Origin of the sequence: Pseudoduganella albidiflava, assembly GCF_004322755.1 — a bacterium.
Classification (GTDB): domain Bacteria; phylum Pseudomonadota; class Gammaproteobacteria; order Burkholderiales; family Burkholderiaceae_D; genus Rugamonas; species Rugamonas albidiflava.
This window is the reverse complement of record NZ_CP036401.1, coordinates 407,253-420,934: the sequence shown is the minus strand read 5'-3', so window position 1 is coordinate 420,934 and position 13,682 is coordinate 407,253. Positions and strand designations below refer to the sequence as shown.

15 protein-coding genes are annotated in these 13,682 nt (G+C 65.5%); 2 read left to right on the top strand and 13 right to left on the bottom strand.

Annotated elements, in window-relative coordinates:
* Window positions 1-5 precede the first annotated feature (5 nt).
* From paaI to paaA, 8 genes are all read right to left on the bottom strand, one after another.
* Entirely contained in the window at window positions 6-458 is a 453-nt protein-coding gene (gene paaI, locus EYF70_RS01825) for a hydroxyphenylacetyl-CoA thioesterase PaaI (protein WP_131143870.1), read from the bottom strand.
* Window positions 448-2,004: a 3-hydroxyacyl-CoA dehydrogenase PaaH gene (paaH, locus tag EYF70_RS01820; protein WP_131148838.1), complete on the bottom strand. Its 1,557-nt coding sequence runs from the start codon at window positions 2,002-2,004 to the stop codon at window positions 448-450. The genes paaI and paaH overlap by 11 nt, the downstream gene beginning before the upstream one ends.
* On the bottom strand, window positions 2,004-2,795 hold the full coding sequence (gene paaG / locus EYF70_RS01815) for a 2-(1,2-epoxy-1,2-dihydrophenyl)acetyl-CoA isomerase PaaG (protein WP_131143869.1): 792 nt from the start codon (window positions 2,793-2,795) through the stop codon (window positions 2,004-2,006). The genes paaH and paaG overlap by 1 nt, the downstream gene beginning before the upstream one ends.
* Window positions 2,796-2,843: 48 nt before the next feature.
* Window positions 2,844-3,926 carry a 1,2-phenylacetyl-CoA epoxidase subunit PaaE gene (paaE, locus tag EYF70_RS01810; RefSeq protein ID WP_131143868.1) on the bottom strand — a complete coding sequence of 361 codons (1,083 nt, stop codon included), beginning with the start codon at window positions 3,924-3,926 and terminating at the stop codon, window positions 2,844-2,846.
* Between the two features lie 74 nt (window positions 3,927-4,000).
* Window positions 4,001-4,531, bottom strand: a complete 531-nt coding sequence (gene paaD / locus EYF70_RS01805) for a 1,2-phenylacetyl-CoA epoxidase subunit PaaD (protein ID WP_131143867.1) — start codon at window positions 4,529-4,531, stop codon at window positions 4,001-4,003.
* A gap of 4 nt (window positions 4,532-4,535) precedes the next feature.
* Window positions 4,536-5,300 carry a 1,2-phenylacetyl-CoA epoxidase subunit PaaC gene (gene paaC, locus EYF70_RS01800; protein ID WP_131143866.1) on the bottom strand — a complete coding sequence of 255 codons (765 nt, stop codon included), beginning with the start codon at window positions 5,298-5,300 and terminating at the stop codon, window positions 4,536-4,538.
* 8 nt (window positions 5,301-5,308) lie between these two features.
* Window positions 5,309-5,593: a 1,2-phenylacetyl-CoA epoxidase subunit PaaB gene (gene paaB, locus EYF70_RS01795; RefSeq protein WP_131143865.1), complete on the bottom strand. Its 285-nt coding sequence runs from the start codon at window positions 5,591-5,593 to the stop codon at window positions 5,309-5,311.
* Window positions 5,594-5,655: 62 nt separating this feature from the next.
* Window positions 5,656-6,645, bottom strand: coding sequence for a 1,2-phenylacetyl-CoA epoxidase subunit PaaA (gene paaA, locus EYF70_RS01790; RefSeq protein ID WP_131143864.1), 990 nt, complete (start codon window positions 6,643-6,645; stop codon window positions 5,656-5,658).
* 133 nt (window positions 6,646-6,778) lie between these two features.
* On the opposite strand from paaA, the gene paaX reads away from it, so the two are divergent.
* Entirely contained in the window at window positions 6,779-7,702 is a 924-nt protein-coding gene (gene paaX, locus EYF70_RS01785; RefSeq protein WP_131143863.1) for a phenylacetic acid degradation operon negative regulatory protein PaaX, read from the top strand.
* Between the two features lie 42 nt (window positions 7,703-7,744).
* On the opposite strand, the gene EYF70_RS01780 is transcribed toward paaX, so the two are convergent.
* Together EYF70_RS01780 and EYF70_RS01775 are read right to left on the bottom strand one after the other, a co-directional pair.
* Complete coding sequence (locus EYF70_RS01780; protein WP_131143862.1) at window positions 7,745-9,229, bottom strand: DUF6892 domain-containing protein; 1,485 nt, start codon at window positions 9,227-9,229, stop codon at window positions 7,745-7,747.
* Between the two features lie 85 nt (window positions 9,230-9,314).
* Window positions 9,315-9,803, bottom strand: a complete 489-nt coding sequence (locus tag EYF70_RS01775; protein ID WP_131143861.1) for a DUF1579 domain-containing protein — start codon at window positions 9,801-9,803, stop codon at window positions 9,315-9,317.
* A gap of 169 nt (window positions 9,804-9,972) precedes the next feature.
* On the opposite strand from EYF70_RS01775, the gene EYF70_RS01770 reads away from it, so the two are divergent.
* On the top strand, window positions 9,973-10,713 hold the full coding sequence (locus tag EYF70_RS01770; RefSeq protein WP_131143860.1) for a hypothetical protein: 741 nt from the start codon (window positions 9,973-9,975) through the stop codon (window positions 10,711-10,713).
* A 17-nt stretch (window positions 10,714-10,730) separates the two neighbouring features.
* Here the strand turns inward: EYF70_RS01770 and EYF70_RS01765 are convergent, their stop codons facing one another.
* From EYF70_RS01765 to EYF70_RS01755, 3 genes are all read right to left on the bottom strand, one after another.
* On the bottom strand, window positions 10,731-11,081 hold the full coding sequence (locus EYF70_RS01765; RefSeq protein ID WP_131143859.1) for a nuclear transport factor 2 family protein: 351 nt from the start codon (window positions 11,079-11,081) through the stop codon (window positions 10,731-10,733).
* Between the two features lie 101 nt (window positions 11,082-11,182).
* Complete coding sequence (locus EYF70_RS01760) at window positions 11,183-11,854, bottom strand: aquaporin (RefSeq protein WP_131143858.1); 672 nt, start codon at window positions 11,852-11,854, stop codon at window positions 11,183-11,185.
* A gap of 134 nt (window positions 11,855-11,988) precedes the next feature.
* Entirely contained in the window at window positions 11,989-13,587 is a 1,599-nt protein-coding gene (locus EYF70_RS01755; RefSeq protein WP_131143857.1) for an alkaline phosphatase D family protein, read from the bottom strand.
* Between the last annotated feature and the right edge of the window lie 95 nt (window positions 13,588-13,682).

Genomic DNA, 13,682 nt, shown 5'->3' with positions numbered 1-13,682 from the left:
TGGACTCAGACGACCGTGCCGCCCACCCGGTGCGACTTGCCCCGGAACGTGGCGACCAGCCGGCCATCCTGGTTGACGACGTCGACGTCGTAGATGCCGGTCTTGCCGGCCAGTGCCCGCTCGACCGCTTCCGCGGTGAGCAGGTCATCGTGGCGCCCCGGCGCCAGGTAATCGATGGTGCAGCCGGCCCCCACGGTGTTGTGGTTATGGCTGTTGCAGGCAAAGGCGAACGCGCTGTCCGCCAGGGCGAAGATGAAGCCGCCGTGGCAGGTGCGGTGCCCGTTCAGCATGTCGGCGCGCACGCGCATCGACATGCGTGCATAGCCGGGGCGGATCTCGTCGAGCGTCATGCCCAGGCCCTGGCTGGCGGGATCGCGGTCGAACATCGCCGCGCCGGCCGCTTCGGCCAGCGCCTGCGCCTCCAGCCCGGCTGGCAGGGAAGACGAATCATTCGGCATGGATCGCCTTCCTGCCGGCCTGGCGGCGGCGCAGCAGCGGCGACACGCGGTAGCGGTCTTCCCCATACGTGGCGGCCAGGTTGTCGAGCACCGTGACGATGTGACCGACACCCACCGCGTCCGCCCAGGCAAGCGGCCCGCGCGGGTAGTTGACGCCCTTCTGCATCGCCATGTCCACGGCGCGCGCGCTGCACACGCCCTGGTGGACGGTATCGGCCGCTTCGTTGGCCAGCATCGCCACGGTGCGCATCACGGCCAGCCCGGGCACGTCGTCCAGCCGGGTCACGGCGAAGCCGGCGGCCTGGAACAGCGCCACGGCGGATTGGTAGGCCGCCTCGCCGCACTGGTCAGCGCGCGCCACGGCGATGCGAGGGGCATTGGCGGCATCCAGCACGAGATCGAAGACCACCGTGTCGTCATGCCGGTTGGCGCGGGCCCGGGCGGTGGCGCTGCGGCCATCCGTCAGGTAGATCGCCGCGCCGTTGCAGTGGAAGGCCGGCGCCTCGCCATGCTGGTGCCCTTCCATGGAGGTGCGGCGGGTGACATGCAGGCCATGCGCCTCGAAGCGCGCCAGCATCGGCGCCGTCTGCTCGCTGCTGGCGCCGGCTTCCAGGCTGTAGCCCACGTATTCCGGCCGCGGGCAAAGCGGCTCGCTTTTCGGCTGCGGCGGCACGGCGTTGTCGCCATAGCGGTAGAAGCCGCGGCCCGACTTGCGGCCCAGGAAGCCGGCATCGACCATTTCGCGCTGCAGCACGGAAGGCGTGAAGCGCGGGTCGCCAAAGTAGGCATCGAAGACGGACTTCGTGACGGCATAGTTGACGTCGTGGCCGATCAGGTCCATCAGTTCGAAAGGCCCCATGCGGAAGCCGCCCGCCTCGCGCATCACCGCGTCCAGCGTGGCCGTGTCGGCGGCGCCTTCGTTCAGCAGGCGCCATGCCTCGGCATAGTAGGGCCGCGCCACGCGGTTGACGATGAAGCCGGGCGTGGAGCGCGCATGCACCGGGCTCTTGCCCCATGCGGCGGCGGTATCGTGCACCGCCTGCGCCACCGCGCGGTCGGTGGCGAGGCCGCTGACGACTTCGACCAGCGCCATCAGCGGCACCGGATTGAAGAAATGCATGCCGACCAGGCGTTCCGGCCGGCGCAGCGGCGCGCCCAGCGCGGTCACCGAGATCGACGACGTATTGGTGGCCAGGATCGCCTCGTCGGCAACGACGCCTTCCAGCTCGGCGAACAGCGCGCGCTTGGCGTCGAGCTGCTCGACGATCGCCTCGATCACGAGCGCGGCATCGGCCAGGTCCCGCAGCGAGCTCGCCGCCTGCAGCCGGCCGCGCGCGGCTTCCGCTTCGGCGGCGCTCATCCTGCCTTTCGCGGCCAGCTTGCCGAACGTGCCGGCGATGTCGTCGATGGCCCGGTTCACGGCCTCGGGGCGGGCATCGTACAGCTTCACGGTGTGCCCGGCGGCGGCGGCCACCTGGGCGATGCCGGCGCCCATGGCGCCGCTGCCGATGACGGCAACGATGGAATCGGTGGTGAGCGCGGCCATCATTCCCCCGTGAAGTGCGGCGTGCGCTTGGCCACGAAGGCATCGACGCCTTCGCGGTAGTCGTGGCTGTTGCCCAGCTCGCGCATCATGTCGGTTTCCAGCTTCAGCTGGGCGTGCAGGCCGTTGCAGGCGCTGAGCTGCATGGCCCGTTTCGTGAACGCCAGGCCCTTGGTGGGGGCGCAGGCGAAATGCTGGGCCATGGCGATCGCCTCGGCCATCAGCGCATCGTCCGGCAGCGCCTTCCAGATCAGGCCCCACTCTTCGGCACGGTCGGCACTGAGCTTGTCACCCAGCATGGCCAGGCCCATGGCCCGCGCCGGCCCGACCAGGCGCGGCAGGTGCCAGGTGCCGCCCGTGTCGGGAATCAGCCCCAGCTTGCAGAACGACTGGATGAACGAGGCCGATTTCGCCGCCAGCACGATGTCGCAGGCCAGCGCCAGGTTGGCGCCGGCACCGGCCGCCACGCCGTTGACGGCGCAGATCACCGGCATCGGCAACTCCTTGATCGCCATGACCAGCGGCGCATAGTATTTTTCCACCGATTCGCCCAGGTCGACGGGTTCGCCACCGGGCGACACGGCGCGGTCCGACAGGTCTTGCCCGGCGCAAAAGCCGCGGCCGGCGCCGGTCAGCACCAGCACGCGCACGCTCTTGTCGGCGCGGATCCGGTCGAAGGCATCGCGCACCTCGAGGTGCATCGCCTGGGTAAAGCTGTTCAGTTTGTCGGGGCGATTCAGGGTCAGCGTGGCGACGCCGGCCTCGATGCCGAACAGGATGTTCTGGTAAGTCATTGCTAGTCTCCTTTTCAACCCCGGAATTTGCCTTTGGGGTGCTTCGAGTTATTCCGCCTGGTCGAAATCGATCACCACCCGGTCCGTGGCCGGGAAGCTCTGGCAGCTCAGCACGAAGCCGCGCGCGATCTCGTAGTCTTCCAGCGCATAGTTGACATCCATGTCCACCTTACCGTCGACGACCTTGCAGCGGCAGGTGGAACAGACGCCGCCCTTGCACGAATAGCGCATTTCCAGCCCGGCGCGCAGGCCGGCGTCGAGGATCGATTCCTTGTCCTTCTCCATCGTGAACGTGGCGGCATTGCCGTCCTGGATCACGGTGACTTCGGTCAGGTGCTGGGCCGCCTGGGCGTCCAGCTGGGCGCGCGGCACGTGCCGGTGCTTCGGGATCGATGCGGCGAACAGTTCGATCTTGATGGCCGATTTCGGCATGCCCGCTTCCTGCAGCGCTTCGGAAACGCCATGGAGCATGTCTTCCGGGCCGCACAGGAAGGCCGCGTCGTAGTCGGCGATGTCGATCCACTGCCGCAGGAACTGCTGGGTCTTTTCCTTCGTGATGCGGCCGTTGAACAGTTCGATATCCTGCTGCTCGCGGCTCATCACGTAGACGATGTTCAGGCGCTCCAGGTACAGGTCCTTCAGCTCCATCAGCTCGTTCCTGAAGATCACGGACGACGACGAACGGTTGCCGTAGACCAGCGTGAAACGGCTGCGCGGTTCCGTCATCAGGGTGGTCTTGAGGATCGACAGGACCGGCGTGATGCCGCTGCCGGCGGCGAACGCGAGGTAATGCCGCTCGCTGTCGGCCCGCAGCGGCACGTTGAAGTGGCCCATCGGCGGCATGACGTCGATGATGGCGCCCGGTTTCAGTGATTCGTTGGCCCAGCAGGAAAACATGCCGCCGGGCGTGCGCTTGATGGCCACGCGCAGCGCGCCGTCCTGCACGGCCGAACAGATCGAGTAGGAGCGGCGCACGTCTTCGTCGCCGATCCTGGCGCGCAGGGTCAGGTGCTGGCCCTGCTGGTAGCGGAAGTCACCGGCCAGTTCGGGCGGCACGGCAAACGTGACGGCGATGCAGTCGCGCGTTTCCTGGTGCACGCGGGCGACGGTCAGCGGGTGGAATTTGCTCATCTCAGTTGCTCGCTCGGTTGTTCACTCGGTTGCTCATGTCGGTTGCTCATCTCGGCTTGTCCCCGGTACCCCGGTCAGTGGCACTTGAAGTAATCGAACGGTTCGCGGCAGGCGCGGCACCGGTACAGCGCCTTGCAGGGCGTGGAGCCGAACTGGCTGGTGAGTTCGGTGTGCGTGGAACCGCAGTGCGGGCACGCCACCGCCGGCGCGGCGCGGGCACTGCGCGAAACCGCGGCGGCGAGACCGCCGCGCAGGCCGGAAATGTCGATCACCTGCCGGGCCGGCGGGGCGATGCCGTAGCCATGCAGCTTGCGCTTGCCCTCTTCGCTGAGCCAGTCGGTGGTCCAGGCCGGCGACAGCCGGGTCACGATGCGGACATCGTCGACGCCGTGGGCTTGCAGCGCCTCGCGCACGGCGGCCTCGATCACGTGCGTGGCCGGGCAGCCGGAATACGTGGGCGTGAGCGTGACGGTGACGCTGTCGCCGTCGACGCCGACGGCGCGCACGATGCCGAGGTCGACGACGGAGATCACGGGGATTTCCGGGTCGGCGACTTCCGCGAGCCACGTCCACACGATGGCTTCGTCCAGGCCGGTGCTCACCATGGCGTCACCATGCTGCGCCGGGATAGGCGCGCTGCAGGAACTGCATCTCGGCCAGCAGGTAGCCCAGGTGCTCGCTGTGCCGCCCCGTCTTGCCGCCCTTCTGCATCCACGCATCCGGCGACGGCATCGCCAGGGTGGCCTCGGCGAAGATGGCGCCCACGTGGGCCAGCCATTGCTCGCGCAGCCCGGCGGCGGGCGGCGCGATGCCGGCGGCCACCATCTGTTCGTCCACGGCGTCGTAGTTGAACATCTCGCCGGTGTACATCCACAGCTCGTCCGCGGCGGCCTGCGTATATTCATGGCTGAGCGCCGTGCCATCGCCGAGGCGCACCACCAGGTCGCCGCTGCGCCGCAGGTGGTAGGTGATTTCCTTCAGCGATTTCTCGGCGATTTCAGCGATGCGCGGGTCCGACGACTGCACCAGCGCGCCGACCAGGAAGTAGTGCCACGTATCGAAATAGAACTGGCGCACCAGGGTGTGCGCGTAATTGCCGTTCGGCTGTTCGACCAGCAGCACGTTGTGGAACTCGTGCGCATCGCGCAGGTAGGCCAGCGCATCCTCGTCGCGGCCGCGGCCTTCGAGTTCGCCGGCATAGGTGAACCACAGGCGGGCCTGGCCCAGCAGGTCGAGCGCCACGTTGGTGAGCGCCATGTCTTCTTCCAGTGCCGGGCCCTTGCCGCACAGTTCGGACAGGCGCTGGCTCAGCACCAGGGCGTTGTCGCCCAGGCGCAGGAGGTATTGGACCAGATGAGGTACTTTCGCGTCCATGGCGTGCCTTACAGGTTCTTCACTTCTTCCGGCATCGGGAAGAAGGTGGGGTGGCGGTATACCTTGCTGTTGGCGGGCTCGAACAGCGCGCCCTTGTCGAACGGGCTGCTGGCGACGATGTCCGCCGCGCGCACCACCCAGATCGACACGCCTTCATTGCGCCGCGTGTACACGTCGCGGGCGTTGTTGACGGCCATTTCCGCATCCGGTGCGTGCAGGCTGCCCACGTGCTTGTGGGCCAGGCCGTGCTGGCTGCGGATGAATACTTCCCACAGGGGCCATTCCTTGCTCATGCTTGTCTCCGTGTTGTGTGATTGCCAGGCCGCTGCCTGAGCAGCTTCCCCAGGCCGCTGCCCTAGGCTGCCGCCTTGTCCTGAGCGTGCTTTTCCGCATGCGCCACCAGCGCGTCGCGGAACCACTGGCCGTCGTCCCACGCTTTCACGCGGGTGCGCAGGCGCTCGCGGTTGCACGGGCCATTGCCTTTCAAAACGTCGTGGAATTCCTGCCAGTCGATCTCGCCGAAATCGTAGTGGCCGCGCTCCTCGTTCCATTTCAGGTCGGGATCGGGAATCGTCAGGCCGAGAAATTCGGCTTGCGGCACGGTCTGGTCGACCATGCGCTGGCGCAGTTCGTCGTTGGAGAACAGCTTGATGCGCCATTGCGACGATTGCGCGCTGTTGACGGAGTTCGCATCCGACGGGCCGAACATCATCAGCGACGGCCACCACCAGCGGTTCAGCGCATCCTGCGCCATCGCCTTCTGCTCGGGCGTGCCGCGGCACAGGGCCAGCATGATGTCGTAGCCCTGGCGGGCATGGAACGACTCTTCCTTGCAGACGCGGATCATGGCCCGCGAATACGGCCCGTACGAGCAGCGGCACAGCGGGATCTGGTTGATGATCGCGGAACCGTCGACGAGCCAGCCGATGGCGCCCATGTCGGCCCACGACAGCGTGGGGTAGTTGAAGATGCTTGAATACTTGGCCTTGCCCGAGTGCAGCGCCTGCAGCAGTTCGTCGCGCGAGACGCCCAGCGTTTCAGCCGCGCTGTACAGGTATAGCCCGTGGCCCGCTTCATCCTGGATCTTGGCCAGCAGGATCGACTTGCGCTTCAGCGTGGGCGCGCGGGTGACCCAGTTCCCTTCCGGCAGCTGGCCGACGATTTCCGAGTGGGCATGCTGGGAAATCTGCCGGATCAGCGTCTTGCGGTAGGCCTCCGGCATCCAGTCCTTCGGCTCGATCTTGATGCCGTCATCGATGCGCGCCTGGAAGGCACGCTCCTGCTCGCTCATCGACTCGGCCGTCTGCACGTTCTTGAGCCCGGTCTCCACCATCTGTGCGTACATCGTTGTCTCCTCCGCTGTCTTGTCGACGTTCTTTGCTGCTCGATTCATAATACGATACACAAATTCATTTGCAAACGGTTTTTTTGAGTCACTTTCAAAAACCGTATCTTCTTCGGCTGAGTACAATGGCGGCATGAACAATGATTTGAACAACTGGATCGACCGCTTCCTGGCCGAGGAACCGCCCCGCTCGAAATCGCTGGTGATGACGGTGTTCGGCGACGCGATCGTGCCGCACGGCGGCCTGGCGTGGCTGGGCAGCCTGATCGACCTGCTGGCGCCGTTCGGCGTCAACGACCGGCTGTTGCGCACGTCCGTGTTCCGGCTGGCGCAGGAAGGCTGGCTGGTCTCGCAGCGCGACGGGCGGCGCAGCCACTACACGATCACGCCGGCGGCGGCGCAGCGCTTCGCCCGCGCCTTCAGGCGCGTGTACGCGGCGCCGCACGTGCACTGGCATGGCAGCTGGACCTTCGTGCTGGGCACTAATGGGCTCAACACGGCCGAGCGCGCGGCGCTGCGCAAGGAATTGCTGTGGGAGGGCTACAGCGTGGTGGCGCCGGGCATCGCGGGCCACCCGGCTGGCGACGCCGAAGCGCTGGACGACCTGCTGGGCCGGCTCGACATGCGCGGCAAGGTGTATGTGGTGCAGGCCGCGCAGCTGCCCGGCGTGCAGGGCAAGTCGCTGGCGGACCTGGTGGCCGAGGGCTGGGACCTGCGGCAGGTGGCGGCGGGCTACCAGCGCTTCATCGACCGCTTCGCGCCGCTGCGTACGCTGCTGGCCGGCGACGTCACACCCGAGCGGGCCTTCGTCGTGCGCACGCTGCTGATCCATGCGTACCGGCGCGTGCAGCTGCACGATCCGCAGCTGCCGGTGGAGCTGCTGCCCGAGCCGTGGCCGGGTGCCGCCGCTTACGAACTGGCGCGCGAGCTGTATCTACTGACCCACGCTCCCGCCGGCGAACATGTGCTGGAGGCGTTGCGGCGCGAGCAGCCGGATGTGGCCGACGCGGGGCCGGTGTTCTTCGAGCGGTTCGGCGGCTTGCGCGGGCCGGACTAGGCGCGCGGCCAGGAGAGCGGCCGCTCGCCAAATGTACGGCGCTCAGTCCGTTTCAATCCCGCTTTCGCGCAAGGCCGTCGCATGCCGCTCGATAAATTGATCGGGCATGTCGGACATCCGCTTCAGGTTCGGCAGCAAGCCGATATCCTTGATGGACTGGACGTCGAACGTGTCGCATTCGCCATCCCAGTACGGGAAGATCTGCGAATAAATCTCCGCGCCTCCGTCGAAATTCAGTTCCTCGACCCGAGCCAGCAGCTCCGGCGGAATGACGAGGGTGTCGAAATAATGCAGCGCCTCCGGAATCACGCCGTAGCCTTCCTGCTCGATCATGATTTCCCGCGCCGTGTATTGCCTGGCAAACTCCTCGAGGTCGAATCGGGGCAGCAGGATTCCCTGGTGATACATCAGGTCGTCGATCACGAGCAGCTTCAGGTTCAGGTCCTTGAATTGCCGTTTGGCCGGCGGCTTGCGCGCCGCCGGCTTTTCGGCGCCAAGGCCGTTGTACAGCGAGCGGAGGGCATCGATATGGGTGCCTGAATGCTTGCTGTCGACGATCATGCTTGCCAGTTGCCGCACTTTCGCGGATTTGGCCATCAGCAGGCGCCTGTCCTCGTCGCTTTTCAAGCGGTAGAAAAACGCAAACCGGGTAAAGAAGTCCATCTGCTCGCTGGTCCATTGCGAGGACGACACGGCGAGCCTTTTCGTGATCTTGCCGAGATCCTCGTAGACGAAACTGTTGCCACCGTTGTCTACGAGCTTGAGCATCAAGCGATAAAACATGCCGAACTCGAGTTCGGGTTCGCTGACGCCGAGGTACAGTTCGATAAGTTGGCAAACGATGTCCGCACGCCCGGGATGGCTATCAAGCAGAGCGAGCGCGAGGCCGTCGCCAATATGCGGATCGGCTCGCACCAGCAAGGGCAGCATGTCGGCGGCCTCCGCCCGCAAGTCATGGTCCGTGCCCGGGCCCGTATGGTGGAAGTAGACGTCGAGCAGCATGTCGATCGGATCCGCGCCCACGCCTCTCTGTGGTTTGACGGGCGCCTTGAACAACACCCGCTTCGAGTCGGGAAGCAGGTGCCGGATCAGCGCAAGGAGCCTTGGCGAATGCAGCCGCAGGCCGTGGCGCACGTGATCGTTCGCGCCCAAAAAGTGCAAGTGGTTTTCATGGAAGGCGTAGAGCAGCTGGTAGCCGGCCTGCGCCTCGTCCGCATGCTGCCAGTCGGTTTGCTCCAGGCATTCAATCACGTACCGATAAAGCTTGTCCGCGGCGGCATCCGACTGGTCAGCGAACACCATCCACGCTTTGTTCACCGCCTTGATGATGTGGCCGTACTTGTCTTGCGTGGGCGGCAGTTCCCGCACCAGTTGCATGGTCTCGATGACGAGTGCCCAGCCATCCTTGGCGGAAACGCTGTCGATGCTGCCGGTGAATTTCTCCAGTTCGCGGATCAGTCTCTTGCTGCGGGTTTGCAGGGCATACAGGAGGTCTTTGCTGAGCATTTCCTTGTTCCCATCGGCCATGGGTCGCGTGTCTTGAATTGCATATCATATCGGCAAGTCAACGGAACCTTCAAGATTGAGGTGGCGGACCGACGGCGATGAGGAATCAGGCGTGGCGGTGGAAAGTCATGATCCAGTTGGTCTCCCAGGTCTTGCCATCATCCGTGGAGAATGCCTGGTCCCAGCGCAGTTCGTCCGGCCCGATCCGGCGCCAGATGAATCGGACAGTGACCGGAATGTTTCCGTGGAAATCGTTGGCGAGAAATGTACCGACGCCATCCTTGAACCCGCCGACGACAGGCACGTCGAGCCGGCCGGGGAAGCGCCCGTCGAGCCACCAGATCGACCATTGTTTCGTGGCCGCGTCGTAGGAGCGCAGCGCGATGGCGCGCACTTCCTGGTCGGGGAAGCGCAGGATGTTGTCCTCGACGTTGCCGAACCCGCCCAGGATCTTGCGGGTGGACATGGCCCCATCGAACTCAAGCCAATCCTCGCAGCTGGCCAGGCGCTCCTTGAGGCGCCGATGCCTGACATGCCAGTCGCCGATGACGAAATCGAAGTCGGGCGGTGCGGAAGCGAGTAGTTCAAGTGTCATGGTGTTCATCAGTTGGAGGTTGTGGCGCAGGCATGCCCTCGATGGTAACGGCCCGCATGCGGAGAGTGGCACAGGCCAGCAAGCTGCAATAACCGATGCATTGCTGCTGGTGGCAAATTAACAACAAACCATGAGGTTGTCGTATTTTTATTCGGCAACGAAAAGTACAATGAAGAATCCATTGCCCCGCCTCCTGCCGGCGCCCCTGCTCTTCCACGACACGAATTCGATGCGCCATCTGTTTACTGCATTGCTGACAGCAAGCCTTTACTACACCTCCGCGGGAGCGACGGACCTGGACATTCTTCCCATCGCCAAGCCGGTCACTGCCCGCGTGATGCAGCTCGGCGCCCCATCGGAGATCGTCCGGATCACCGAGCGCCTCGCGGCAGCAGCGGCAAGGCAGCCGGAATGGTTCATGGCCTATGTCCAGGAACACGAAGGTACCAAGGGGACATTGCCCTACCACGCGAACATGGGCGTGAGCGAGGACGAATACCGGAAAATGGTCGAGTCCTCGACAGCGATGACGCTGATGCAGGTGGGTACGGTGAAGCTGTCTGCTACCAGGCAAGCCGATGGCGGCCTTCGATTGCAGACCGTGCCGCCCATGCCGGGGCTCGATGGCATCGTCATCGAGCAGGGCGGCATGGGTGTGACGACGCGCCATGCCCGGCTGGCCGAGCAGAGCCGGATCGATAACCGCAATGCCAATGGCCCTACCGGGCGCTGGAGCGGAACGCAATGGAAGCATGAAGCCCTGTCAGCCAGTCATGCGCTCGCCGTGAAACTGGCGGTTGGCAAGAGGTCCGATCATGGCGACGGCATCCTCTATCTCGACGTGAAGGATGTCGGCGAAGGCAAGAAGGACGTCTTCTACGAGATCCTGCTGTTTCCGGTCGGGCGGTAGCCGGCCGGCAGAGGGACTCAGCCCACCGGTATCACGAACGCCCGGAGCTCGGCCAGCTTGCCATCGCGCAGGCGCCACACATCGCAGTAGGCGTTCCGCACCGTATTGCCCGCCTCGTCCCGGCTGTCGATATCGCCGATCGCCACCACCAGCTCGCCATCGGCCACCAGTTCGCGCACGGTGAACGCCGGCGGCTGCACGTATTCCTTCGCCATCCAGGCGCGCACCGCCGGCTTGCCATGCAGCGTTTCGCCGCCCACCGTGGACCAGACGACATCGTCCACGCAGTGGGACAGGAAACCTTCGTTGTCGCCGGCCGTCACCGCCGCATTCGCCTGTTGCAGCACACGCTTGTTCGCATCGGACATTGGCACCCTCCTCGTGGTCGTTCACGCGAATCTATCACGCCGGGCAAGTGCCAGGGGATGCGGGAGCGTTGCGAAAACGGGGTAGCTGTGTCGCAGTTTGCTCAGGTGCGTACCGCGCCGCGCGCCGTTCCGTGCAGCCAGATGAAGAGGGCCGTCGCGGCGCCGCCACCGGCCAGTTGCGCCAGCACGAAGGCCGGTGCGTCGGCCAGGCGCAGCACGCCCGCTTCGCCGAAGGCCCTGGCCAGCGTCATCGCCGGGTTCATGAAGGCCGAGGATGAACTGAACCAGCAGGCCGCCATCACATAGGCCGACACGGCGAAAGGTGCCACCACCGGGCGGGCCCGGCCGCAGCCGATGAACACGCACAGCAGGCCGAAGGTGGCGATGCATTCGCCCAGCCACTGGCCGCCGCCGGTGCGCGCCTGCTGCGTGGCCATCGCCAGGTCCAGCCCGTACATGCCGTGCACGGCCGCCACGCCGGCCAGCGCCCCTGCCGCCTGGACCGCGATATAGGGCGCCACGTGGTCGGCTCGCAGCGTGCCGCGCCATGCCTCGCACAGCGTCAGCACCGGATTGAACAGGCCGCCGGAGATGGTGCCGAAGGTGAGGATCAGCACGGCCAGCCCGGTGGCGCCGACCAGCGCGCTGACCAGCAGCGCCATCGCCGCGTCGCCGCCGGCGAGACGCTGCGCGGCAATGCCGGCACCGCTGCCGATCGCCAGCAGCAGGGCTGTACCGATGAACTCGGCCGCCAGACGCTTTGCAAGAGCCATCGCACACCTTCCCGGATTACGGATTGAAAACGCGTACTCTAGGGCAACGCGACGGGCGCGGCTATCCGGGCAAGGCTATATTCAGTATGTAGCGGCAGTGCGGTAATGGTTGCCTGCCGCCCCGTCCCCGCCTGCTAGGCGCCCGCCGCCGCGATGGTCTGGACGAACTGCGATACCCCGTCGAGGTTGAACAGTTCGACCGTCATCGCCTTGGTCCGCGGATCGATATTGACCTCGCCGAAGAACTGGTAGCCGGCAAACGGCGACGAAGCCTGGATCGGCGGCGCCTTCGAGAACACCACGCTCGGGCCGAAGGTCCTGTCGAGCACGCCGGGGCCGAAGCTGCCGGCGTTCATCGGGCCGGCGACGAATTCCCAGAAGGGCGAAAAATTCGTGAACTGGGCCTTGGCCGGATCGTAATAGTGGGCCGCGCAGTAGTGGACGTCGGTGGTGATCCAGACCACGTTGGGGACATCCCTGATCGCGCTGAGCAGCCGGGCCATTTCCAGTTCGCGGCCCAGCGGGACGCCGTCGTTGCCGTTGGCCAGCGCCTCCCACAAGGCATTGCCCTGGCCATCCTTGCCGTCGCCGACATTCAGGCCGATGGGCATGTCGGCGGAAATCACCTTCCACGTCGCCGTCGACGCTTTCAGCCCGGCGATCAGCCATTCCACCTGTTCGGTGCCCAGGAATGCCGAGCTGGCGTCTTCCAGGGCTTGCAGGTTGGTGCTGTTCGGGCCGCGGTAGCTGCGCATGTCCACCACGAAGACGTCCAGCAGCGGGCCATGCGACATGCTGCGGTAGATGCGCTGCGGCTCGCTCTGCTTGTAATAGCGCATCGGCGCATATTCGAGGAAGGCGCGGCGGCCGCGCTCCGTGAGCGTGGCGATGCTTTTCTCGGTGTAGCGCGCGTCGCCGGACAGGTTCTTGGCGGCGCTGTAGTTGTTGGTCACTTCGTGATCGTCCCATTGCCACACCTGCGGCACCTGGGCGGCGAACTTGCGGAAGTTCTCGTCCATCAGGTTGTACGCATGGCGGCCGCGGAATTCCTTCAGCGTTTCCGCCACCTTGCTGACTTCTTCCGTGACCACGTTGCGCCAGACCTGGCCGTTTTCCGCCTTGACCTCGGCCTGGATCGGGCCGTCGGCATACACCGTGTCGCCGTTGTGGATGAAGAAGTCCGGATCGCGCACGCGCATCGCCTCGTAGATCTTCATGCCACCGAAGCTGGTGTTGATGCCCCAGCCCTGGCCGCACTGGTCGCCGCTCCAGTGGAACCGCACGGCCTTCGTGCCATCGGCGGGCGTGGTCCTGAACTGCCCCGACAGGGTTTCGCTTTCGATCTTCGAATTGTCGGGATCCACATAGCGCACGCGCACGAAGATGGTCTGCCCCTGGGGCAAGCCGCCCAGGTCGACACGGGTGGTGAAATCGGTGGCTTCGCTGGCGTACGGGCCGGCGATGCGGCTGGCGTTGGCGAAACGGTCGCTGGTATCGTATTCGACGATCATCTGCGCCTTGCGGTCGCTGCGGCTCCAGATGATGGCCCGGTTATCCGTGATGTCGCCGAACTGTATCCCCGACGGCATCTTCGGCCGCTCTTTTTCGCTGGCGCCGATGGCCACGCTGCTGCCCCCGCAGCCTTGCAGCAGCAGGGAACTCCCTAACGCCGAACTGCCCGCGAGGAGGCCACTGTGAGACAGGAAACGGCGACGCGAAATGGATGAAGTCATGCTTGCTCCGGTAATCTGTGAGCGGGCAAGTGTAGGTTGCCGATATGACATGACGATGAAAACGCGGCGCGCGCGGCGGATGGGGCAGTCCAGGC

Coding starts and splice junctions, on each gene's coding strand:
- paaI (WP_131143870.1), bottom strand. CDS start 458: ATGCCGAATGATTCGTCTTCCCTGCCAGCCGGGCTGGAGGCGCAGGCG.
- paaH (WP_131148838.1), bottom strand. CDS start 2,004: ATGGCCGCGCTCACCACCGATTCCATCGTTGCCGTCATCGGCAGCGGC.
- paaG (WP_131143869.1), bottom strand. CDS start 2,795: ATGACTTACCAGAACATCCTGTTCGGCATCGAGGCCGGCGTCGCCACG.
- paaE (WP_131143868.1), bottom strand. CDS start 3,926: ATGAGCAAATTCCACCCGCTGACCGTCGCCCGCGTGCACCAGGAAACG.
- paaD (WP_131143867.1), bottom strand. CDS start 4,531: ATGGTGAGCACCGGCCTGGACGAAGCCATCGTGTGGACGTGGCTCGCG.
- paaC (WP_131143866.1), bottom strand. CDS start 5,300: ATGGACGCGAAAGTACCTCATCTGGTCCAATACCTCCTGCGCCTGGGC.
- paaB (WP_131143865.1), bottom strand. CDS start 5,593: ATGAGCAAGGAATGGCCCCTGTGGGAAGTATTCATCCGCAGCCAGCAC.
- paaA (WP_131143864.1), bottom strand. CDS start 6,645: ATGTACGCACAGATGGTGGAGACCGGGCTCAAGAACGTGCAGACGGCC.
- paaX (WP_131143863.1), top strand. CDS start 6,779: ATGAACAATGATTTGAACAACTGGATCGACCGCTTCCTGGCCGAGGAA.
- EYF70_RS01780 (WP_131143862.1), bottom strand. CDS start 9,229: ATGGCCGATGGGAACAAGGAAATGCTCAGCAAAGACCTCCTGTATGCC.
- EYF70_RS01775 (WP_131143861.1), bottom strand. CDS start 9,803: ATGACACTTGAACTACTCGCTTCCGCACCGCCCGACTTCGATTTCGTC.
- EYF70_RS01770 (WP_131143860.1), top strand. CDS start 9,973: ATGAAGAATCCATTGCCCCGCCTCCTGCCGGCGCCCCTGCTCTTCCAC.
- EYF70_RS01765 (WP_131143859.1), bottom strand. CDS start 11,081: ATGTCCGATGCGAACAAGCGTGTGCTGCAACAGGCGAATGCGGCGGTG.
- EYF70_RS01760 (WP_131143858.1), bottom strand. CDS start 11,854: ATGGCTCTTGCAAAGCGTCTGGCGGCCGAGTTCATCGGTACAGCCCTG.
- EYF70_RS01755 (WP_131143857.1), bottom strand. CDS start 13,587: ATGACTTCATCCATTTCGCGTCGCCGTTTCCTGTCTCACAGTGGCCTC.